The organism is Arthrobacter sp. KNU40 (assembly GCF_051515115.1).
In the GTDB taxonomy this organism is placed as follows: domain Bacteria; phylum Actinomycetota; class Actinomycetes; order Actinomycetales; family Micrococcaceae; genus Arthrobacter.
In genome coordinates this window covers 307438-327479 of the sequence record NZ_CP195850.1, presented here as the reverse complement: position 1 = coordinate 327479, position 20042 = coordinate 307438, and the positions used below count along the sequence as shown (strand labels likewise).

At 64.6% G+C, this 20042-nt stretch carries 20 protein-coding genes and 1 pseudogene; 8 read left to right on the top strand and 13 right to left on the bottom strand.

Features of this window, described 5'->3' with window-relative positions:
- Window positions 1-17: 17 nt before the first annotated feature.
- The 6 genes from mmsB to ACSKT0_RS01585 all read right to left on the bottom strand — a co-directional run bounded on the left by mmsB (window position 18) and on the right by ACSKT0_RS01585 (window position 6689).
- A complete protein-coding gene (gene mmsB, locus ACSKT0_RS01610) occupies window positions 18-938 on the bottom strand; it encodes a 3-hydroxyisobutyrate dehydrogenase (protein WP_437772212.1) in 921 nt (306 codons plus the stop codon).
- A complete protein-coding gene (locus ACSKT0_RS01605; protein ID WP_437772211.1) occupies window positions 931-1977 on the bottom strand; it encodes an enoyl-CoA hydratase/isomerase family protein in 1047 nt (348 codons plus the stop codon). Before ACSKT0_RS01605 ends, mmsB begins: the two co-directional genes overlap by 8 nt.
- On the bottom strand, window positions 1977-3476 hold the full coding sequence (locus tag ACSKT0_RS01600) for a CoA-acylating methylmalonate-semialdehyde dehydrogenase (protein ID WP_437772210.1): 1500 nt from the start codon (window positions 3474-3476) through the stop codon (window positions 1977-1979). The genes ACSKT0_RS01605 and ACSKT0_RS01600 overlap by 1 nt, the downstream gene beginning before the upstream one ends.
- 146 nt (window positions 3477-3622) lie before the next feature.
- Window positions 3623-5017 (bottom strand): cryptochrome/photolyase family protein, encoded by a 1395-nt coding sequence (locus ACSKT0_RS01595; RefSeq protein ID WP_437772209.1) that lies wholly within the window; start codon window positions 5015-5017, stop codon window positions 3623-3625.
- A 74-nt stretch (window positions 5018-5091) separates the two neighbouring features.
- Entirely contained in the window at window positions 5092-5763 is a 672-nt protein-coding gene (locus ACSKT0_RS01590) for a fasciclin domain-containing protein (RefSeq protein ID WP_437772208.1), read from the bottom strand.
- A 149-nt stretch (window positions 5764-5912) separates the two neighbouring features.
- A complete protein-coding gene (locus tag ACSKT0_RS01585) occupies window positions 5913-6689 on the bottom strand; it encodes an IclR family transcriptional regulator (RefSeq protein ID WP_437772207.1) in 777 nt (258 codons plus the stop codon).
- Window positions 6690-6898: 209 nt separating this feature from the next.
- On the opposite strand from ACSKT0_RS01585, the gene ACSKT0_RS01580 reads away from it, so the two are divergent.
- Genes ACSKT0_RS01580 through ACSKT0_RS01570 form a run of 3 tightly spaced genes read left to right on the top strand, consistent with a single transcriptional unit; the run spans window position 6899 to window position 9548 of the window.
- Complete coding sequence (locus ACSKT0_RS01580) at window positions 6899-7615, top strand: CoA transferase subunit A (protein ID WP_437773945.1); 717 nt, start codon at window positions 6899-6901, stop codon at window positions 7613-7615.
- A 26-nt stretch (window positions 7616-7641) separates the two neighbouring features.
- Window positions 7642-8334, top strand: coding sequence for a CoA transferase subunit B (locus tag ACSKT0_RS01575; protein WP_437772206.1), 693 nt, complete (start codon window positions 7642-7644; stop codon window positions 8332-8334).
- Window positions 8331-9548 carry an acetyl-CoA acetyltransferase gene (locus ACSKT0_RS01570; RefSeq protein ID WP_437772205.1) on the top strand — a complete coding sequence of 406 codons (1218 nt, stop codon included), beginning with the start codon at window positions 8331-8333 and terminating at the stop codon, window positions 9546-9548. Before ACSKT0_RS01575 ends, ACSKT0_RS01570 begins: the two co-directional genes overlap by 4 nt.
- 13 nt (window positions 9549-9561) lie before the next feature.
- Here ACSKT0_RS01570 and ACSKT0_RS01565 read toward each other — a convergent pair.
- A pseudogene (locus ACSKT0_RS01565) lies at window positions 9562-9732 on the bottom strand (heme-binding protein); the annotation flags it as partial.
- Window positions 9733-9841: 109 nt separating this feature from the next.
- Between ACSKT0_RS01565 and ACSKT0_RS01560 the strand changes: the two are divergent.
- The 4 genes from ACSKT0_RS01560 to ACSKT0_RS01545 all read left to right on the top strand — a co-directional run bounded on the left by ACSKT0_RS01560 (window position 9842) and on the right by ACSKT0_RS01545 (window position 12831).
- A complete protein-coding gene (locus ACSKT0_RS01560; RefSeq protein WP_437772204.1) occupies window positions 9842-10426 on the top strand; it encodes a dihydrofolate reductase family protein in 585 nt (194 codons plus the stop codon).
- 66 nt (window positions 10427-10492) lie between these two features.
- Entirely contained in the window at window positions 10493-11059 is a 567-nt protein-coding gene (locus ACSKT0_RS01555; protein ID WP_437772203.1) for an HdeD family acid-resistance protein, read from the top strand.
- A gap of 63 nt (window positions 11060-11122) precedes the next feature.
- Window positions 11123-11929 carry an exodeoxyribonuclease III gene (locus ACSKT0_RS01550; RefSeq protein WP_437772202.1) on the top strand — a complete coding sequence of 269 codons (807 nt, stop codon included), beginning with the start codon at window positions 11123-11125 and terminating at the stop codon, window positions 11927-11929.
- Window positions 11930-11961: 32 nt separating this feature from the next.
- The gene (locus ACSKT0_RS01545; RefSeq protein WP_437772201.1) at window positions 11962-12831 is read left to right on the top strand and encodes a hypothetical protein; all 870 of its coding nucleotides are present in this window, start codon (window positions 11962-11964) and stop codon (window positions 12829-12831) included.
- A 29-nt stretch (window positions 12832-12860) separates the two neighbouring features.
- Here ACSKT0_RS01545 and ACSKT0_RS01540 read toward each other — a convergent pair whose 3' ends face one another.
- From ACSKT0_RS01540 to ACSKT0_RS01520, 5 genes are all read right to left on the bottom strand, one after another.
- A complete protein-coding gene (locus ACSKT0_RS01540) occupies window positions 12861-13919 on the bottom strand; it encodes a LacI family DNA-binding transcriptional regulator (RefSeq protein ID WP_437772200.1) in 1059 nt (352 codons plus the stop codon).
- Between the two features lie 119 nt (window positions 13920-14038).
- A complete protein-coding gene (locus tag ACSKT0_RS01535; RefSeq protein WP_437772199.1) occupies window positions 14039-14311 on the bottom strand; it encodes a hypothetical protein in 273 nt (90 codons plus the stop codon).
- Window positions 14308-15183 (bottom strand): carbohydrate ABC transporter permease, encoded by an 876-nt coding sequence (locus tag ACSKT0_RS01530; RefSeq protein ID WP_345449583.1) that lies wholly within the window; start codon window positions 15181-15183, stop codon window positions 14308-14310. The genes ACSKT0_RS01535 and ACSKT0_RS01530 overlap by 4 nt, the downstream gene beginning before the upstream one ends.
- Window positions 15180-16199, bottom strand: a complete 1020-nt coding sequence (locus ACSKT0_RS01525; RefSeq protein ID WP_345449584.1) for a carbohydrate ABC transporter permease — start codon at window positions 16197-16199, stop codon at window positions 15180-15182. The genes ACSKT0_RS01530 and ACSKT0_RS01525 overlap by 4 nt, the downstream gene beginning before the upstream one ends.
- A gap of 87 nt (window positions 16200-16286) precedes the next feature.
- Complete coding sequence (locus ACSKT0_RS01520; RefSeq protein ID WP_437772198.1) at window positions 16287-17567, bottom strand: ABC transporter substrate-binding protein; 1281 nt, start codon at window positions 17565-17567, stop codon at window positions 16287-16289.
- 86 nt (window positions 17568-17653) lie between these two features.
- Between ACSKT0_RS01520 and ACSKT0_RS01515 the strand changes: the two genes are divergently transcribed.
- Complete coding sequence (locus tag ACSKT0_RS01515; RefSeq protein WP_437772197.1) at window positions 17654-19576, top strand: alpha-amylase family glycosyl hydrolase; 1923 nt, start codon at window positions 17654-17656, stop codon at window positions 19574-19576.
- Between the two features lie 118 nt (window positions 19577-19694).
- On the opposite strand, the gene ACSKT0_RS01510 is transcribed toward ACSKT0_RS01515, so the two are convergent.
- Entirely contained in the window at window positions 19695-20000 is a 306-nt protein-coding gene (locus tag ACSKT0_RS01510; protein ID WP_437772196.1) for a hypothetical protein, read from the bottom strand.
- Window positions 20001-20042 lie beyond the last annotated feature (42 nt).

Sequence of the window (20042 nt, the reverse complement as noted above, 5' to 3'; positions counted from 1 at the left end):
TGACTTACCCGCCAAGGCTACTTGGCGGACTTGTCCCGGATGTCCGTGATGATGCCGGAGAAGTCGCGTCCGGCTCCGCCTTCGGCCGCGAAGGCGTCGTAAATCTGCGATGCCAGGTGCCCCATTTGCCCGTCGACTCCTGTGCTCTCCAGCGCGTTGACCGCGAGCCGGAGGTCCTTCGCCATGAGCGCTCCGGCGAATCCGGGTTGGTAGTCGCGGTTGGCCGGGCTCGTGGGGACCGGGCCGGGAACCGGGCAGTTGGTGGTCAGCGCCCAGCACTGCCCCGAGGCGTTGGAAGCGACGTCGAACAGCGCTTGGTGCGTAAGGCCCAGCTTCTCGCCCAGGACGAATGCCTCGCTGACGGCAATCATGGACACCCCCAGGATCATGTTGTTGCAGACCTTGGCGGCCTGGCCGGCTCCGTGGTCACCGCAGTGCACGATCCTCCGGCCCATGAGCTCCAGGATCGGCTTCACCGTTTCGAAGTCCTCCGGCAGCGCCCCCACCATGAAGGTCAGGGTTCCGGCTTCGGCACCCACCACGCCTCCGGAAACGGGCGCGTCCACGGAGCGGTGGCCGGCCTCCAAGGCAATGGCCGCGGCCTCGCGGGCCTCGTCGACATTGATGGTGGAGCAGTCCAGGAACAGCGTGTTCGGCGCAGCCACCGAGAGTAGGCCCGGCGCTCCGTCCACTCCCCGGTAGGCGTCAAGGACGTGCTTGCCGCTGGGCAGCATGGTCAGGACAACGGAGGCGTCAGCGAGGGCCTCCGGAGCGGAATCCACCGTGGCAATGCCATGTTCACGGGCTGCCTCGAGTGCTGCCGGCACGGGATCGTACGCGACTACTTGATGACCCGCTTTGACAAGGTTTACGGCCATGGGGCCGCCCATGTGGCCAAGGCCGAGGAAAGCGATGGTGCCGGAAACTGCGTCAGACATGGTCGGACTCCTTTGAATGAAGTTTGAGTTCACGGTCGCCGAGCGGCGCGAAGAAGCCCTCGACGGCGGCCCGCGACACCTCCGCCAGGGAAGCTGGCTTCCACTGTGGGTTGCGGTCCTTGTCCACCACTTGGGCGCGGATCCCCTCGCGGAAATCCGGGCCAGCCAGGCAGCGCACGCCGACGCGGTATTCCTGCTCCAAGGCCTCCTCGAGGGATAGCTCCCCGACGCGCCGCAACGATTCCAGGGTGACTTTCACGGCCGTAGGCGACTTCGCCTCGATGGTGTCCGCGGCTGCAGCGGCTTCCCCTCCGGCGTCCCGCAGCCTTGCGACGATTTCCTCGGCGTCGTCGGACCCATAGGCCTCATCGATCCAATCGCGCTGGCGGGACAGTGCCGAGGCCGGCGGCTCCTGCACGAAGCGCCCGACGGCGGCCTCCGCCGTCGAGCTCTCCAGCGCTTCCGCAAGCGCGGGCAGGCTTTCGGACGGGACGAAGTGGTCCGCTAGCCCCAGGAACAAGGCGTCGGCCCCGCTCAGGTGGGCGCCCGTGAGGGCTGCGTGGGTGCCAGACTCGCCCGGTGAGCAGGACAGCAGAAGGGTTCCGCCGACGTCGGGCACAAAGCCAATGGTGGTTTCCGGCATGCCGGTACGGGTCCGCTCGGTGACTACGCGGACGGAGCCGTGGGCCGAGATGCCGACCCCGCCGCCGAGGACCAGCCCGTCCATGAAGGCCACGTAGGGCTTCGGGTACCGGGCGATGAGCGAGTTCAAGCGGTATTCCGCAGCCCAGAAGTCCGCGGTCTGGTCCCCGTGGCGCAGCATGTCGTCGTAGATCGCCACGATGTCCCCACCCGCGCACAGTCCGCGGTCCCCGGAGCCGTGCACCAAGACCGTTTTGACCGCGTCGTCGTCCGCCCACGCGGTGAGCTGCTCCAGCATGGCGTGCACCATCCCGGCGGTGAGTGCGTTGACGGCCTGGGGCCGGTTCAGCGTGACGACGCCGAGGTGGCCGCGCTTCTCGAACAGAACCTCGGCCATTAGCTGCCGGCCGGCATCACGAAGCTGGCGCCTTGGCGGATGCCCGAAGGCCAGCGGGTGGTGACCGTCTTGGTCTTGGTGTAGAAGCGGAAGGCGTCCGCACCGTGCTGGTTGAGGTCGCCGAAGCCGGAGGCCTTCCAGCCGCCGAAGGTGTAGTAGGCGATCGGAACCGGAATGGGAACGTTGATGCCGACCATGCCCACTTCGACGCGGCTGGCGAAGTCGCGGGCGGCGTCGCCGTCGCGGGTGAAGATCGCGACGCCGTTGCCGAACTCGTGCTCGGAGCAGAGCCGCAGCGCTTCTTCGTAGTCGGACGCGCGGAGGACGCTCAGGACCGGCCCGAAGATCTCCTCCTTGTAGATGGACATGTCCTTCGTGACGTTGTCGAAGAGGGTCGGGCCAACCCAGAAACCTCCGTCGTATCCATCGACCTTGAGGCCGCGTCCATCGGTGACGAGCGTGGCGCCTTGGTCGACGCCGGCCTGGATGTAGCCTTCAATGCGTTCTTTCGCCGAGGCCGCCACCACCGGGCCGAAGTCCGAATCCTTGGCCAGGCTCGGGCCGACCTTCAGTCCCCTGATGCGGTCCTGCAACTTGGAAACCAGTTCGTCGGCCGTCTCTTGGCCGACCGGTACGGCCACCGAGATCGCCATGCAACGCTCGCCGGCGGAGCCGAAGCCGGCACCGATGAGTGCGTCCGCGGCCATGTCGAGATCGGCGTCGGGCATGATCACCATGTGGTTCTTGGCACCGCCGAAGCACTGGGCGCGCTTGCCGTGGGCCGCTGCCGTGGCGTAAATGTACTGCGCGATCGGCGTGGAACCGACAAAGCCGATGGCCTTCACGCGCGGATCCTCGAGAAGGGCGTCAACGGCCTCCTTGTCGCCGTTGATGACGTTGAAGACACCGTTCGGCAATCCAGCCTCGGTGAAGAGCTCGGCCAGGCGGAGCGGCACCGAGGGGTCGCGCTCCGAGGGCTTGAGGATGAAGGCATTGCCGGCCGCCAGCGCGGGGCCGGACTTCCAGAGCGGAATCATCGCCGGGAAGTTGAAGGGCGTGATGCCCGCGACGACGCCGAGTGGCTGGCGCAGCGAGTGGACGTCGATGCCGGTGCCGGCGTTGTCCGAGAATTCGCCCTTGAGCAGGTGCGGCGCACCTGCGGCGAACTCCACCACCTCGATGCCGCGCTGGATGTCACCCTTGGCATCGGGGAAGGTCTTGCCGTGCTCGGAAGAGAGCAGCGTAGCGAGTTCGTCCATGTTCTCGTTGACGAGGTCCACGAACTTCAGCAGGATCCGGCCGCGCCGCTGCGGGTTCATGGCAGCCCATTCGAGCTGGCCTTTTTCCGCGTTCGCGATCGCGTTCCTGACCTCATCGGCGCTGGCCAAGGGGAGCTTTGCCTGGACCTCGCCGGTGCAGGGATCGTAGACATCGCTGAAGCGCCCGGAGGTCCCGTCGATCCTCTGGCCGTCAATGTAGTGGGAAAGTTCGCGCACCATGGAATGCTCCTTTGCATATGGGGAATGCCCGCCATCGGCCTCGAAGGCACATGTCCAACTGCGCTCCGGGACGTCTTTGATCCCGAATATACTCGGACTTCCTACTAATTTCTAGAGCACACCAGCTGGTGCTCAGGTGAGCCCGCTCAGCGAGGCAGGTTGCCGTAGGCATCCAGAGCCTCCCGGCGCGAGGCCTTAAGGTCCACCACCGGCTCCGGATAGTCCGCCGTGGACAGTTCCGGGATCCACTGGCCGACGTAGCCGCCATGGGGATCGAATTTCTTGGCCTGGGTCTCCGGATTGAAGATCCTGAAGAAGGGCGAGGCGTCCGCACCGGAACCGGCTACCCACTGCCAGTTCGCGGGATTGGACGCAGGATCGGCATCCACCAGGGTGTCCCAGAACCATTGCTCGCCCACTTGCCAGTGGATTCCAAGGTTTTTCACCAAGAGACTGGCGGAAACCATGCGGACCCGGTTGTGCATCCATCCTGTGTGCCACAACTGCCGCTGGCCTGCGTCAACCATGGGGAATCCCGTGCGGCCCTCCTGCCACGCGCGAAGGAGATTTGCGGCTTCCTGGGCGGCTGGTTCGTGCGAGCCGGCACCCCGACCACCCGGCCAAGCCCACGGATAGTGGTCGAACCCGGGCCGCAAATTGGCCGTTGCCAGATCCGGATGATGGAAGTACTGGTGCCAGCAGAATTCACGCCAACCGAGTTCCGCGGCGAAGACAGCCGCACCGTCGCCGAGTTCCCGACGCCGGCGTTGCTGGGCATGCCATACCTCGAACGGGCTGAGTTGCCCCCACCGCAAAAAGGGCGACAACCGGCTGCTGCCCGGCACGTCCGGACGGTCCCGGTTCACCGAATAGTCCGCAAGCCCGTGCTCCACGAAGTCGTCAAGAAGCTCACGCGCCTGGGCCGAACCCGGCTGCCAGCTTTCGGACAATCCGGCCGACCAGTCGGGGTTTCGCGGCAGCAATCCCCACGTGTCCAATTCCTCGGACTCAGGGAGCCGGCCGGAGAATCCCCGACCCGGTTCCGGAGCCTCTAGCGGTTCACGGAAATCCAAGCCGGACACGGTCCGCCAAAAAGGCGTGAAGACCTTGAAGGGTCCGCCTTGCTTCGTGGTCACAGCCCACGGCTCGTGCAGCAGGGAGGCCTGGAAACTCTCCGCATGCATCCCGGATTCGCGCGCCCAGGTCTTGATGCCGGCGTCGAGCATTCGCTCCGGCTTGCCGTAGCGGCGGTTCCAGTACAGCGACTCCGAACCCACCGCCGTCGCGGTTTCCCGGACGACCTCCGTTGCCGGTCCGCGGCGCAGCAAAAGCGGAACACCCAGGGCGGCAAGGTCATCGCGAAGGGCAAGCAGGGAATGATGCAGCCACCAGCGGGAGGCGCCGCCGAGCGGCCTGATACCAGGTGATTCCTCATCGAGGACGTAGAGCGCGACGGCGGAACCGTCGTCGGCTGCCGCCCGCAGTGCCGGGTTGTCCGCGGCCCGGAGGTCGTCCCGGAACCACACGATCGACGGCTTCACTCATCCCCCTCGGATTTCGTGCAAAGGTCATGCCCCCTAAGACGAATCTTAAGGGGCATGGCCGGTACTGAGATTTACTTGGGCATCAGGACGGAGTCAACCAGGTACACCGTGGCGTTGGCGGTGTGGACGCCACCGCAGATCACGGCGGAGCCTCCGTCAACCTTGAGAGCGTCCTTGGTTCCCGTAACTGTCACGGAGTCGCCCTCAACCGTCTTGTGGGTGCCCACGATCTGGTCCGGGGTCAGCTGGCCGGGGATGACGTGGTAGGTGAGGATCTTGCTCAGGAGAGCATCGTCCGTCTTGAGGGTATCGATGGTGGCGGCGGGGATCTTGGCGAAGGCGCTGTCCACAGGAGCGAAGACAGTGAACTGGCTGCCGTTAAGCGTGTCCACCAGGTTCACCTTGGGGTTCAGCTTGCCGGACACCGCGGCCGTGAGGGTCTTGAGCAACGGGTTGTTGGAAGCGGCCACGGCTACGGGGTCGAGAGCCATTCCGGCAACCGAACCTGCACCACTGGGAACCTGGGAGGCGTAACCTGCACAGCCCGGGCCAACCAGGTCTTTGGTCGGGTCCATCGCGGCGCTTGCCGAGGCGGAGGGGGTCGCCGCCATGGTGGACGACGAGCTCGGAGCGGCCGACGACGATGAGGCCGTGGAAGCGGAGCCGCCACAGGCAGTGAGGCCCAGCAGGGCGGAAGCGGCGAGGCCGGCGATCGCAAAAGACGTGCGCTTTGTAGCAAGCATGACATTTCTCCTTCAAACGGACTGACATTCGGTGCCGGTTGATTCCGGCGTGAAAGCACTTCACCCTTGCGGGCTAAGTCCTTATGCCAGCTATTCGGAGGTGCGGGCCGGGTGGATGGGTAGATCTTCAAAACTTAATTTGGCGCCCCTCAAGCGGGGCTCATGCGGTGCGCTTCTTCCATGAGCAACTTGCCGAGGAATTCCTGGCGTTCAGGACGGAACCGCGGCTCAATGCCTGTGAGAGACAATGCGCCGATTGGCCGGCCCAGCTGGTCGAAGACGGCAGCCGCCATTCCCCAACTGCCCTCGAGGACCAAACCGGGATTCACCGAGTACCCGGCCATTCGGGTCTGCGCAAGGTTCCGGCGCACCACACTCTCGGTGTGGCCGGCGGCGAAGTCCCCCGCATGCCGTTCCCAGCCGGACAGGATCATTTCCTGTTCTTCGTCCGGCAGGAAGGCCATGATTGCCGTGCCAGCCGACGCTACGCCGAGCGGGAACCTGACGCCCTCGTGCAAGACAAACGAGCGCACCGGAAAGCTGCCTTCCTCGCGGAGCACGCACACGGTTTCGTCGCCACGACGGATCGAATAGAAGGCGCTCTCCCCGCTCTCCTCGGCCAGGCGGCGCAGACTGGGCCGGGCCAAGTCCTCAAACGGGAACCGCGCAGCCGCCACCGACCCCAGCAGGAAGATCTCGGGTCCCAGGATCCAGTTGCCGGTCCGCTGGTCGTGGTCCAGCAGGCCTTCGGCGGCGAGGGACGCGAGCAAGCGGTGCACCGTAGGGCGGGTTAGTCCGGACTCGCGGACCAGGCCAGCGATGGACATGCCCTCCGGCTTGCGCCCCACGAGCCGGAGGAGCGCGGCGACCCGAGCGACGACTTGGGCGCCCTGGACCGGCGCGGTTTGCGGCTGCTGAGTTGGCAACACTACCTCTTTCCCAAAGATTTCCTCCACAATGTGGACACTTCCAAGACTAGCGTCCACACTGTGCGAGTTCAGCCCTACTGGCCGCGTGGGGCCGTTGACCCTCCGCGCAGAGCCGCCCTAAGCTCCTTTTCAGACCGCTAACTCAGCCCAGTGTCCACAAAGTGGATGGCCGCTGAGTGATCCTACTCAAAGACGAGGACAAAGCCATGGCCAAAATCCAGCCCAGCGCCGCCGTTGCACTTCAGGACGTCCTGCGCGACGGCCAGACGATCGCCGTCGGCGGCTTCGGGCTCAGCGGCATCCCCGCGGACCTGATCGACGCCGTCCGCGATTCGGGCGTCAAGGACCTGACCGTGGTCTCCAACAACATGGGCATTGACGGCAAGGGGCTTGGCGTCCTCATCGAAGCCGGACAGGTCCGCAAGGTCATCGCCTCGTACGTGGGCGAGAACAAGCTCTTCGCCGAGCAGTACCTCTCCGGCCAGCTCGAGGTCGAATTCGCTCCCCAGGGCACCTTGGCCGAGCGCCTCCGCGCCGGTGGTGCAGGCATCCCCGCCTTCTACACGCGGACCGGCGTCGGCACCCTGGTCGCCGAAGGCAAGCCCCTCGAAGAGTTCGACGGCGTCACGTACGTCCGCGAGCGCGGGATCGTCGCCGACGTCGCACTGGTCCACGCGCACACCGCGGACACGGACGGCAACCTGATCTACCGCTACACGGCACGGAACTTCAACCCGGTCGTGGCGACGGCGGGAATCGTGACTATCGCGGAGGCCGAAGTGATCGTGAAGCCCGGCGGATTGGATCCGAACCACATCGTGACGCCCGGCGTCTACGTCCAGCGTCTGGTCCAGGCGAGCGGCCGGACCAAGGACATCGAGCAGCGCACCGTCCGGCCCCGCACTGAAGCCCTGGCCGGCTAAGCACCCACCCGACAAGGAGAACCACCATGGCATGGACCCGCGACGAAATGGCCGCCATTGCGGCCCAGGAGCTCAACGACGGCGATTACGTCAACCTCGGGATCGGCATTCCCACCCTCGTTGCCAACAACCTGCCCGACGGCGTGCGGGTTGTTCTGCAAAGCGAGAATGGCCTCCTCGGCATGGGACCTTTCCCCTACGAGGGCGAGGAAGACGCCGACCTGATCAACGCCGGCAAGCAGACCGTCACGGTCCTGCCCGGCGGCAGCATCTTCGACTCGGCAACGTCTTTCGGCATGATCCGCGGTGGACACGTCAAGGTTGCCATCCTCGGCGCCATGCAGGTTTCCGGCAATGGCGACCTCGCCAACTGGACCATTCCGGGAAAGATGGTCAAGGGCATGGGCGGCGCCATGGACCTGGTGGCCGGCACCCCGCGCGTCGTGGTCCTCACCGAGCACAATGCCAAGGACGGGAGCGCCAAGATCGTCCGGGAATGCACCCTGCCGCTGACCGGACTGGGGGTGGTGGACCGGATTGTCAGTGACCTCGCGGTGTTCGATCTTGTGCGGAACGCACAAGAAACGGACGGCGGGCGGCAGCTCACGCTGACGCGCCTCGCCCCCGGGGTCACCGTCGAGGAACTCCGCGAAAAGACCGGGGCAGCGTTCGACGTCGCCTTGGAAACCACTCCTGCATTGGAAGGAACACTGGCATGAGCCTGAAAGAGCAGTTCGGCAAAGATGTCCTCCTCACCGGATGGGGACACAGCAAGTTCGGCAAACTCACGGACGAGACGCTGGAGTCCTTGATCGTCCAGGTGTCCGCGGAGGCCATCCGGAACTCCGGCTTTGAGCCGCGGGACATCGACGAAATCTACCTCGGCCAGTTCAACTCAGGCATGCAGCCCCTTGGCTTCACGTCCTCACTGGCGCTGCAACTGTCCGAGGACCTGGCAAACGTGCCGGCTACGAGGACGGAGAACGCCTGCGCTTCCGGTTCTGCAGCGTTCCAGCAGGGCGTGAAGTCTGTCTTGGCCGGCACTGCCCGCAACGTCCTGGTGATCGGGGCTGAAAAAATGACCGACGCCGGAGCCGACGTCGTAGGCGCAGCCCTTCTGGGAGCGTCTTACGAAATGGCGGGCAAGGCCTCCACCACCGGTTTCACGGGGTTGTTCGCCGAGGTGGCCAAGCACTACGAAAAGCGCTACGGAGCGGGCCTCGAGCGCCGTGGATTTGCCGGCGGCCTAGGCGACATCCTCGGTTCCATCGCCGCTAAGAACCACCGCAACGGCATGGACAACCCCTTCGCGCAGATGCATAGGGACTTCGGCGAAGAGTTCTGCCGGACGGTTTCCGAGAAGAATCCCATGGTTGCCGAACCGCTGCGCCGCACCGACTGCTCTCCCGTGTCCGACGGCGCCGCCGCCGTCGTGCTTTCCCTCGGCCCGGCGTCGGGCGCTGCTACCGAACCCGTGCGGTTGGCGGGCTTCGGGCACGCGAACGCCTTCTTCCCGGCGGAGCGCCGCGACCCCACCGAGTTCGCCGCCACGCGGGTCTCCTGGGAGCGCGCGCTGGGGATGGCCGGCGTCGGGATCGACGGACTGGACTTCGCCGAAGTGCACGATTGCTTCACGATCGCCGAACTGATCATGTACGAGGCCATGGGGCTGACGCCGCGTGGCGAAGGCTCCCGGGCGGTTCAGGAAGGTTGGGTCTACAAGGACGGCAGGCTGCCCGTCAACGTGTCCGGCGGCCTCAAGGCCAAGGGCCACCCCGTCGGCGCAACGGGCGTATCGCAGCACGTCATCGCAGCCATGCAGCTCACGGGCACTGCGGGAGCCATGCAACTGCCCAACGCCCGCCGCGGAGCCGTGCAGAACATGGGCGGCGTAGGCATCGCGAACTACGTCTCAGTTTTGGAGTCGGTCTAGCCCCTCGAATGCCCTACTTCGCCGCAAGCACCGCCGCACCAGCCGCCGCGCAGGCTTCGTCCAGGACGCCGTCCGGTGCGCCGCCGACGCCGATCCCGGCGACGGAGACGCCGTTCACCGTGAGCGGCACCCCGCCAGGGAGGAAGAGGGTGCCCGGGAGGTCGGCGATCGACGGGCCACGTGACGGCGGGCGAAGAAAAAATTGGGGTGCAGGTGTCGATTTGGCCGGTCGCCATTCGTATAGGGGGTGACCGGGCCGCAGAGAGCGGTCCGCAGAAGCAAAGGAGCATGTCATGCGCCAGATCAATGCCACGCTGTCCATTACCCTCGACGGAGTCATCCAGGGACTGGGCCGTCCGGACGAGGACACCCGCGGTGGCTTCACCCACGGTGGGTGGGGCGGCAGGTACAACGACGAGGTCATGGGCCGTGAGATGGGCAAGGGCATGGCGAAACGCACGGACATGCTGTTCGGACACCGCACCTGGACCGACTTCATCACCGCCTGGAGCACCCGCGCCGACGACAACCCGTTCACCGTGTACATGAACGCAGCGACCAAGTTCGTTGTGTCAAGGACGCTGGAGAACGCCGATGCCTGGCAGAACTCCATCCTGCTGTCCGGCGAGGCCGCCGAGACGGTGGCCAAGCTCAAAGCCGAGCCTGGCAACGATCTGACGATCATCGGCAGCGCGTCGCTGGTCCGCTCCCTGCACGCCGCCGGCCTCATCGACAACTTCACTCTGCTGATCCACCCGCTCACCCTGGGTACCGGGACGCGGCTGTTCGAAGGCCCAGCCCCGCTGACCGAGTTCGAGCTCACCGGCTCCGTCACGACCACCAAGGGGGTGATCATCGCCCACTACACCCGCCGATAACGAAAGAGGCGGCCTCACGCGTGCTGGCCCATTCCCCAGCTGCCGCCCCGGGTCTAAACTGACCCTATGTCCGACACCGCAGGACGCAAGTTGTTCCAGCATTCAGGAACGGCGCTCATCTTCCGGGGAGCCTTGGCCCTTCTGTTGGCCTTCCTTGTCGCTTCCCTGCCAGTCGCCACGGTGTTTGCGCTCGTCTACGTCTTCGGCGTCTTCGCCATGACGGACGGGCTCACCAATATGGCCCACCACTTCTACGACCCGGCGCGCCACTCCCGCTGGAGCCTGATCGGCGGCTTCATCTCCGTCGCGACCGGCATCGTGGCCGTTTCGTGGCCAGGCATCACCGCCGCAGCACTGGGCGTCCTCATAGGAGCATGGGCCTTGGTCCTCGGCATTTCGCAGATCATCCTTGCCATGGACACCAGGACGACGGTCAGGGCTTGGTGGATCTGGATGTTGACAGCGTTGGTCACCACTTTGTTTGGGCTCTTTGTGCTCGTCAATCCGGGCGCGGGATTCCTGAGCGTGGTGGCTCTCCTCGCGACATATGCCGCGGTCAGTGGCGTTTTGTTGATCGCCTCCGGCATCAAACTACGCAGGCGTGCCTCTTCTTCGGTGATGCTCGCCCACTAGCCCGGTGGCAGCAATCTGCTGCGGGGGGATGCGCCAGGTCCCAAGTTCGGTAAGTTAGTGGCTGTGAAGATAGCTACCTGGAATGTGAATTCGCTCCGCGCACGTGCCGACCGCGTCGAGGCATGGCTGCAGCGCAATGACTGCGACGTCCTCGCCATGCAGGAAACCAAGTGCAAGGACGACAACTTCCCGTGGGAGCTCTTCGAACGCATGGGCTACGAGGTTGCCCACTTCGGCCTGAGCCAATGGAACGGCGTGGCGATCGCCTCGCGTGTAGGGCTCGACGACGTCGAGCGCACCTTTGTTGACCAGCCCGCCTTCGGAAAAGCCGGCAAGGATCCTGTCCAGGAAGCCCGTGCGATTGCCGCAACGTGTGGCGGGGTCCGGGTGTGGAGCTTGTACGTTCCCAACGGCCGTTCCCTGGACGACGAACACATGCCGTACAAGCTCAAGTGGCTGGACACCCTCAAGGGCCACGCCGCCGGCTGGATCACGGAGAACCCCGAGACCCAGGTGGCGCTCATGGGCGACTGGAACATCGCGCCGCTGGACGAGGATGTCTGGGACATCGATTACTTCCGGGCGAACGCGCTCACTCACGTCAGCGAACCTGAGCGCGAGGCCTTCCGGGCGTTCGAAGCGGCCGGTTTCACCGACGTCGCGCGCGCTTACACCCCGGGTCCCGGCGTCTACACCTACTGGGACTACACGCAGCTGCGGTTCCCCAAGAAGGAAGGCATGCGCATCGACTTCGTCATGGCCTCCCCCGCGCTGGCCGCGCGTGTCACCGGGGCCTCGATCGACCGCGAGGAACGCAAGGGCAAGGGCGCCTCGGACCACGCTCCGGTGATCGTGGAGCTTACGGACTGAGCAACAACAATGACGGAGGAGGCGGGCCCGCGATGAGCGGAAAGCTATACGGGAGCCAGGCAGGGCTGCCCTTCTCTTCAGCGTTGCGCGTCTACGAACCACTCGAGGCATTCCCCGAGGACCAGCGGCAGCAGCTCGTGGCGAGCGGTACCCGCAGCGGTTCGCGGGCCGCCGTCGAAACTGCCGAGCTGCTCGCTTCCCTCGGACGGGTCACCCGTAAAGGCGGGGACCCGTTCCCCACCGGCAGCACCGATTTGGTCCGCATTACGCGGGTTCCTTCCGGAGAGCCGAACGACCCCGACGCCGGCCGGCTGCTTTACTGCCCCAGCCAACTGGTCATCCGGGCAGGATTGGCGGCCAATGCCCTCATGGAAGGTATCCACGGACCCCTCGCGGACCTGCTCATCCCCGTGGACCAGCGCGACCGGCACCAAGCACGCATTGACCGCATCAACGCCAGCCACGACGCGAAACGCGTGCACACGCGGGCCTCCACTTGGGGCATCCCCTTCAGCTGGTTCTCGCTGTTCCAGGAGTCGGACCGTAAGGATGTCGTGGAATCCGGCGGACGCATCCTGACGGTCAGGGTCTGGGCCTCGCTGACGGACGCCTTGGACCGGGCCCGGTTCGCCGTAGCCAACCTTGCCCTCGCCGCCCCGGACCTGGACATGCTGGACGACCTCACCCAGCTCACCGAGTGGCTCGAATTGTTCCACGTGCAGTCAATGGTCGAACTGGACTACGGCGCCGTGGCGGACAAGGTGTACCCGGACGAGTCGCCCATGGATGTCAGGCTCGGCATCGAATGCCTGGCCGAGGGGGACATGACAGGAGCGGCCGCGGCTTATCGCAGGCTGGCTTCCCGCTGGATCCCCATCAGGCAGCTGGCCCGGGCTTCCTAGCTTCTGTGCTTCCTCGCTCTTGGGGCGAGTTAGCCCTTGGGGCGAGGCCGACCGGTGGTTTCGCGGACGATCAGCCGGTGGGGTGCTTTCATGGACCGCACGGAACCTGCGGCCCCGGCCAATTCGTCCAACAGCATGCGCGTGCCCAGTTGGCCTTGTTCAACGGGGTCCTGCGCCACGGTTGTCAGGCCCATGGCCTCGGCGAATTCATGGTTGTCAATGCCGATGATGGACAAGTCCTCCGGTACACGAACGCCACGGCGCCGCGCCTGCAACATGGCTCCCATGGCCATTTCATCGGAGGCGCAGAAGATCGCCGTCGGTTTAGGCCCGGGCTTGCTCCAGAGCTCGTCGAAGGCTTCCTGGCCGCTGCCCACCGTGAAGTTTCCGAAAATGTCCCATTCCGGAGGCATGGAGAAACCCGCGCTCGTCATGGCATCCGTGAAGCCATCAACGCGCAATCGCGGGACGGTGAAGTTCAGGTCCGAATCGTCCTGGCCATGCAGCAGGGCGATCTCCCGGTGACCGAGGTTCAACAGATGCATGGTGGCTTCGACCGAGGCGGCGTAATCGTCGATGCCGATGCTGGGGCAATCCTCCACCGGACCGCCGACAATGACCAAGGGGATTTCGATCCTTTGGAGATCTGCGATTTCCTCGGGCGTCAGGGACATGCAAAGGACCAGGAGCGCATCGATCTGCTTATAGACCATCGTCTTGCTGAAGAGCCGTTCCCGCGCTCCGCGCTGCCCGCCCAGGTTGAACAGGGATAGGTTGTAGCCGCGGGCATGGAGCTCGCGGTCCACGCCCTCGATGGCCTTGAAGAAGAACCACCGGTCCACGTAAGGTGCCAGGACACCGATCGTCCTGGTACGGCCCGTGGCCAGTCCCGAAGCGGACGACGACGCCACATACCCAAGCTCGCCGGCGACCCTGAGGATCTTCTCCCGGGTTGCAGGAGATACCCGGGGAAGGCCGCGCACTGCACGGGAAACGGTGGCGGTGGAAACACCCGCGGCCTGTGCGACGTCCTCAATGCTGGCTCCTGCGTGGCCGCCACGCTGGGACCGTTCACTCGTTTTTGCCACTCAAGCCCCCTCAAAGATTCCGTGCGGAAGCCGGGGGTTCCTTCCCAGACGGCAGATAACCAGCGTATTCCGCCTGGTTGTCCTCCGCCGATTCCGCGCTACTTATTTCGGTTCGCTGCTCACCTGATGCGCCTGGTTGTCCGTGCTGGGAGCCGCCGGCGAAGCCGGAGCATCCCCCACAGGGCCAGTAACACCGCCAGCAGGCCCAGGGCCCAGCCCAATGCGGGCTGGGCCGTGAGCTCGGCGGCCACAGTGATGACCAACAGGACCAAGGCCCAAAAGCCGAGAAAACCGATCACGAGATCGAAATCTTCCGCCGATTTCACTCGCGAGTGCTGCTCCTTGGCCGGCCCGCCGAGGGACGGGCCGGCCGAATCCGGAGTCTGCGTCATTTGACAGCGCCCGCTGTCAGGCCCGCCACGATCTTGCGCTGGAAGACCAGCACAAGGATCACCAGCGGAATCGTCACAACCGTTCCGGCCGCCATGACGGCGGTGTACGGCTCCTGGTGGGCCTGGGCACCGGCAAAGTAGGCGATCGCCACCGTAACGGTCTTGGTTTGCTCATTAGACAGCTGGCTCGCGATGAGGAACTCGTTCCACGAAGCGATGAACGCCAGGATTGCGGTGGTAAAAACAGCCGGCGCAGCAAGCGGCATGATCACCTTGCGGAATGCCTGGCCCTGCGTGCAGCCGTCAATTCGAGCCGACTCCTCCAGCTCCCAAGGCATTTCCCGGAAGAAGGAGGTCAAGGTGTAAACCGTCAGAGGCAGCACAAACGAGATGTTCGGAATGATCAGCGCCTGATATGTGCCGTACCAGCCGATGTTCGTGAACAGCTGGAACAGCGGCGTCACCAAGGCCACGCCCGGGAACATCGACGCTCCGAGGACAAAGCCGAGGACCAGGAACTTGAAGCGGAATTCAAGCCTGGACAAGGCGTACGCCGCGAATACCCCGAAAAGCAGCGCGACCACAGTGGTTACCCCTGCTACCAAAAGCGAGTTCAGGAGGTTCCGGCCGAAGTGGTTGCCCAGGTTCTCCGAGAACACCGTCGTGAAGTTGTCCCAGGTGACGTGGGTGAAGAACGGAGTCGAGTCGAAGGTATATCCAACGTCGCGGAACGCGGTCACGATCATCCAGTAGAAGGGAATCAGGCACCAGATGAAGATGAGCGCTGCGCTGATGTACGTGCGACTGCTCGCCAAGCGTTCCCGCCGTCGGGCGGCTGTCTTGGGCGCGGCGTCAATGCTCACGGCTGTCATTTTTCCTGCCCCTTGGTCTTGGGTGTGGCTGAGGCGACCGCGTTGGCTCCCAGGAAGCGAACGAAGATGAACGCGACGAGGAAGATGATGAGGAACGTGATGGTGGACAAGGCCGCTGCTGAGTTGAATCCCTGACGGATCTGTTCAACCACCAGGATGGACAACGTTGTGGTGTTGTTCGAGCCCTGGGTCATGATGGCCGGGAGGTCGTACATGCGCAATGCGTCCAGGACGCGGAACAGGACAGCCACCATGAGCGCAGGCTTCACCAAGGGCAAGGTGATCTGGGTGAAACGCTGCCATGCCGAGGCGCCGTCGACCTTCGCGGCTTCGTACACTTCCGCAGGGATGATCTGGAGTCCAGCCAAAATCAGCAGGGCCATGAACGGCGTCGTCTTCCAGACGTCGGAAATGATGATCGCCCAGCGTGCCGGCCATTCGCTTCCGGTCCACAGGATCGCCGTGCCAAAGAGCTTGTTGGCGATGCCGTCGAAGGCGAAGATGAAGAACCACAGCTTCGCGGTAACGGCCGTTGGAATGGCCCACGGAACCAGGACAGCAGCGCGAAGGGCGCTGCGGCCGCGGAACGTCCTCGCCATGATGATGGCCATCCAGAACCCGAGGACAGTCTCCAAGACTACCGTGACCACAGTGAAGAAGAACGTCGTCCCAACGGCGCTCCAGAATTGGGAACCGAGAGTGCCGGGAGCACAGGCGGCGGGGCCACATTGCTGGGCCAACCAGTGGACAAAGTTATCGAAGCCCGCGGGTCCACCCTGAACGAATAGCTTGGTCGCCGGGTCGAGGCCCTGGTCCTTCTGGAACGCCATGATAATGGCGTTGACCACCGGGTAAACGATCACGACGGCGAGCAGCACCAAGGCGGGGGAAATCAACCAGAACGCCCACCGGCCTTGGGACGTGGCTGCCCGGTCCTGTCCTACTTCTTTTTGAACTTTTTTGGTTTTGGGGCTTGGTGTCTCTGGCGCCCGCTTAGGCTGCGCAAGGGTGGACATTTCCCCTCCTTCCGGAAATTGATAGTGTGCCCCCCGGGCGGCCGTCCGCCTTATGCGTCGGCCGCCCGAGGTTCACTGGAAGTGTCGCTATTGGCTGGCCGAGTTGATGGCCGTGTCCATATCCTTCAATGCCTGATCGACAGACTTGTCGCCCTTGATGGCAGCGTAGGCGTTGTCCTGGATGGCCTTGGTGACGGCCGGGTAGAACGGTGAGACCGGGCGCGGCACGGCATTCGAAATCGAGGTCTTCAGCACCGGAAGGTACGGCAGCTGCGTGACCAGCGTCGGATCGTCGTACAAGGAACCCAGCACCGGGGCCAGCGATCCCTGTGTTGCGTAGAACTTCTCGGTTTCTTCGCTGGTCATGAAGGTCAGGAAGTCCTTGGCCGTGGCCTTGTGCTGCGAGTAGACGCTGACGGCAAGGTTGTGTCCGCCGAGGGATGAAGCGCCAGGGCCGCTCTTACCCGGGAGCGGAGCCATGCCGAAGGTGTCCTTCACCTTGGATGAGCCGTCCGTCTTCGCGAGGTTGTAGACGTAAGGCCAGTTGCGTAGGAAGAGGAGTTTGCCGTCTTCGAAGGACTGCCTGCCCTGTTCTTCCTGGTATGTGACGCCCTGCGTGGGGATGTTTCCGTTCTTGTAGGCCGTGACCAGGTTGTTAAGGCCGGCCTTGGCCGCCGTGGAGTTCACGCTCGATTTGCCGTCGTCTCCAACGATCGTGCCGCCTGCCGTGTTGATGGCTTCAGCCGCGTTCACCGTGAGGCCTTCGTACTTGGCGAACTGTCCCGCGTAGCAGTCGATGCCGTTCTGTTTCGCGATGGAGCACATGCTCATCATCTCGTCCCAGGTCTTGGGCGGGGTGGGCACCAAGTCCTTGCGGTAGAACAGAATGCCGCCGTCCGAGGTCTGCGGTGCGGCGAAAAGGGTGTTGTTGTACGTTGCCGTCTTGACTGTGGCCGGCAGCATCTTGGAGGTATCGATGCTCATCTTGTCCGAGAGCGGTTGCAGCCAACCCTTCGCGGCAAACTCCGCCGTCCAGACGACGTCCACGTCAACCACGTCGTAGTTGGCATCCTTTGACTGGAAGTGCTGCACGAGGTCATCGTGCTGCTGGTCCGCCTGGTCGGATTGCTCCTTGAAAGTGACCTTCTGGTCCGGGTGCGCCGCATTCCACTTATCGACGAGCGGGCGGACAACGTTGCTGTTGTCCTTGCCTTGGACGTAGGTGATTGGACCGCGTCCGTCGAGGTTCGCTGCGGCATCTCCGCCGCTTGAGGCTGTGCTGCCGCCACCGCCGCCACCACAGGCGGACAGGGACATGGCTAGCACGCCGGCAACAGCGGCCGGCAAAAGGTACTTGCGTGTGTTCATGCTGGGAACTCCTCAGTGAGTGGACCAGGTATTTCCGCAGTGCGGTTGATGTGGTGAGCCTCACATTAGTAAGCTTCCCGGTAGTAATGCAAGCGTTTACACAAAAATATGTCATCGAGAGGAATCCAGTGCCGCACTCCCCGATCCCAACCCCCGGTTCCAGCAATTCCGCGTGGTGGGCAAGCGCCGTCGCCTACCAGATTTATCCCCGCTCGTTCGCCGACGCCAATGGCGACGGAATGGGCGACCTTGCCGGGGTCACCGCGAAACTGCCTTATCTCCAATCGTTGGGCGTGGATGCCGTGTGGCTTTCCCCGTTCTACAAGTCGCCGCAGGCTGATGCCGGATACGACGTGGCGGACTACCGGGTGGTCGATCCCCTCTTCGGCACCTTGGCTGACTTCGACGCCATGTTGGAGAAGGCACACAGCCTGGGCATCAAGGTGATCGTCGATCTCGTGCCCAATCACACCTCGGACGAGCACGCCTGGTTCCGCGAAGCCCTCTCCGCCGCCCCCGGCTCCCCTGAACGCGAGCGCTACCTGTTCCACCCGGGCAAAGACTCCAAACCGGGCTCCGGGGACGGGGCCTTGGCCCCGAACAATTGGAAATCCATCTTCGGCGGCCCTGCGTGGACGCGGCTAACGAACGACGACGGCACTCCCGGCGAGTGGTATCTGCACCTTTTCGATACGAAACAGCCCGATCTCAACTGGGACAACCCGGAAGTCCACGCAGAGATGCGCTCGGTACTGCGCTTCTGGCTGGACCGCGGAGTTGACGGCTTCCGGGTGGATGTTGCCCACGGCCTGGTCAAAGAAGCCGGTTTGCCGGACTGGGAAGGCTCTGCCGCCATGGTCGAAGGTGGTCTGTCCGCGCCAGGCGCCCACAGCGAAGCGGTCGAACCGCACACCGCCAGGCTTCACATTGTCCCCGCGGCCGAAAACCCGGCGGCCGAGAACCCGGCCACCGCCGCGACCGCCGTCGCGACCGCCGTCGAGCACAAGGTCAAACCGCCCCTGGACCCGCCGTCGCCTTTCTTCGACCAGGACGGCGTCCATGAGATCTACCGCGAATGGAACAGGGTCCTCGCCGAATACGACGGCGACCGCATGCTGGTTGCCGAGGCGTGGGTGGAGCCTGCGGAGCGGCTGGCCCGGTACGTCCGCAAGGATGAAATGCAACAGGCCTTCAACTTTGGTTTCCTCCTGGCAGGCTGGGACGCGGAGCGCATGGCGGAGGCAATCGAATCTTCGCTGGACGCGGCGGGATCCGTCGAGGCGCCCTCCACCTGGGTCCTGAGCAACCACGACACTGTCCGGCACCCCAGCCGCTTCGGGCTGGCAGATCCCACCACCTTCCCCAAGGGAATCGCAGCGGAAGACGAACAGCCCGACGCCGTTCTAGGCCTGGCGCGGGCAAGGGCCGCCTCCATGGTGTCCTTCGCCCTGCCCGGCTCGGCCTATCTTTACCAGGGCGAGGAACTCGGCCTGCCGGAGCACACGTCCCTGCCGGCCGAGGCGCGTCAGGACCCATCATTCTTCCGCACCAAGGGCGTGGAGCGCGGCCGCGACGGGTGCCGCGTGCCGCTGCCCTGGAAATCCGACGAGCCCGGCTTCGGGTTCTCGGAGCCGTCGGCTGGTCCGGGCGGCGCCGGTGCGGCTCGCATAGCACCCGCAGCGCCCTGGCTGCCCCAGCCCGAAGCGTTCGGCGAGCTGGCGGCGGACGTCCAGGCCGGCGTCGGGGGCTCCACCCTGGAGCTGTACCGTTCCGTCCTGGCATTCCGCCGCTCGCACCGCCTGGGCTCAGGCACGTTCCAGTGGGCTGAAGAGCACGATCCCGCTAACGGCGTCCTGGCCTTCCACAACCGGGACGTTCTGGTAGTGGTCAATATGGGCACTACCGACCTCCCCGTGCCGGCCGGGTTCCGGGTGGAACTCTCCAGCGACGGCGGCTCGGGCGGGGCTTCGATTGTCCCGAACAGCGGGGCGTACCTCGTGGCGGAGTAGGGCCTTCCCTCCCCGACCTTCTTTGGCGCGAAAACGGGGCCGACACGCACTACTTGCTGCGTGTCGGCCCCGTTCTGTAGCCAAAGAGGGTCAAGAAGGCGCCGTAATGGCGAGGAGCCTACTTACCGCCCTTGAAGAAACCGACGATCTTGGAGCCGAGGCCCTTGGCGTTCTCGGCCACGTCGCCCGCGATTTCCTTGGCGTTCCCGGCAACATCGCCCGCGAGGTCCTTGGCTTTCTCAGCCACGTCACCCGAGAGGAACTCCTTGACGTGCTCAGCGGCATCGCCGGCCAATTCCTTCGCGTTCCCGACCGCTTCGCCGGCGAATTCCTTGACGTGTTCCGCGGCATCGCCTGCGACGTTCTTGGCCTGTTCAGCCGCGGCTTCGGCGGTTTGCTTGATGTTGTTGACTTCTTCGCTCATGGTTTTCTCCTTGTTCCTGGCCCAAGTTTTTTGGTCCATCGG

Bases quoted from the DNA above. Each gene is read 5' to 3' on its own strand.
- mmsB (WP_437772212.1), bottom strand. From the start codon at position 938: ATGTCTGACGCAGTTTCCGGCACCATCGCTTTCCTCGGCCTTGGCCAC.
- ACSKT0_RS01605 (WP_437772211.1), bottom strand. From the start codon at position 1,977: ATGGCCGAGGTTCTGTTCGAGAAGCGCGGCCACCTCGGCGTCGTCACG.
- ACSKT0_RS01600 (WP_437772210.1), bottom strand. From the start codon at position 3,476: ATGGTGCGCGAACTTTCCCACTACATTGACGGCCAGAGGATCGACGGG.
- ACSKT0_RS01590 (WP_437772208.1), bottom strand. From the start codon at position 5,763: ATGCTTGCTACAAAGCGCACGTCTTTTGCGATCGCCGGCCTCGCCGCT.
- ACSKT0_RS01580 (WP_437773945.1), top strand. From the start codon at position 6,899: ATGGCCAAAATCCAGCCCAGCGCCGCCGTTGCACTTCAGGACGTCCTG.
- ACSKT0_RS01575 (WP_437772206.1), top strand. From the start codon at position 7,642: ATGGCATGGACCCGCGACGAAATGGCCGCCATTGCGGCCCAGGAGCTC.
- ACSKT0_RS01570 (WP_437772205.1), top strand. From the start codon at position 8,331: ATGAGCCTGAAAGAGCAGTTCGGCAAAGATGTCCTCCTCACCGGATGG.
- ACSKT0_RS01560 (WP_437772204.1), top strand. From the start codon at position 9,842: ATGCGCCAGATCAATGCCACGCTGTCCATTACCCTCGACGGAGTCATC.
- ACSKT0_RS01555 (WP_437772203.1), top strand. From the start codon at position 10,493: ATGTCCGACACCGCAGGACGCAAGTTGTTCCAGCATTCAGGAACGGCG.
- ACSKT0_RS01545 (WP_437772201.1), top strand. From the start codon at position 11,962: ATGAGCGGAAAGCTATACGGGAGCCAGGCAGGGCTGCCCTTCTCTTCA.
- ACSKT0_RS01535 (WP_437772199.1), bottom strand. From the start codon at position 14,311: ATGACGCAGACTCCGGATTCGGCCGGCCCGTCCCTCGGCGGGCCGGCC.
- ACSKT0_RS01530 (WP_345449583.1), bottom strand. From the start codon at position 15,183: ATGACAGCCGTGAGCATTGACGCCGCGCCCAAGACAGCCGCCCGACGG.
- ACSKT0_RS01525 (WP_345449584.1), bottom strand. From the start codon at position 16,199: ATGTCCACCCTTGCGCAGCCTAAGCGGGCGCCAGAGACACCAAGCCCC.
- ACSKT0_RS01520 (WP_437772198.1), bottom strand. From the start codon at position 17,567: ATGAACACACGCAAGTACCTTTTGCCGGCCGCTGTTGCCGGCGTGCTA.
- ACSKT0_RS01515 (WP_437772197.1), top strand. From the start codon at position 17,654: ATGCAAGCGTTTACACAAAAATATGTCATCGAGAGGAATCCAGTGCCG.
- ACSKT0_RS01510 (WP_437772196.1), bottom strand. From the start codon at position 20,000: ATGAGCGAAGAAGTCAACAACATCAAGCAAACCGCCGAAGCCGCGGCT.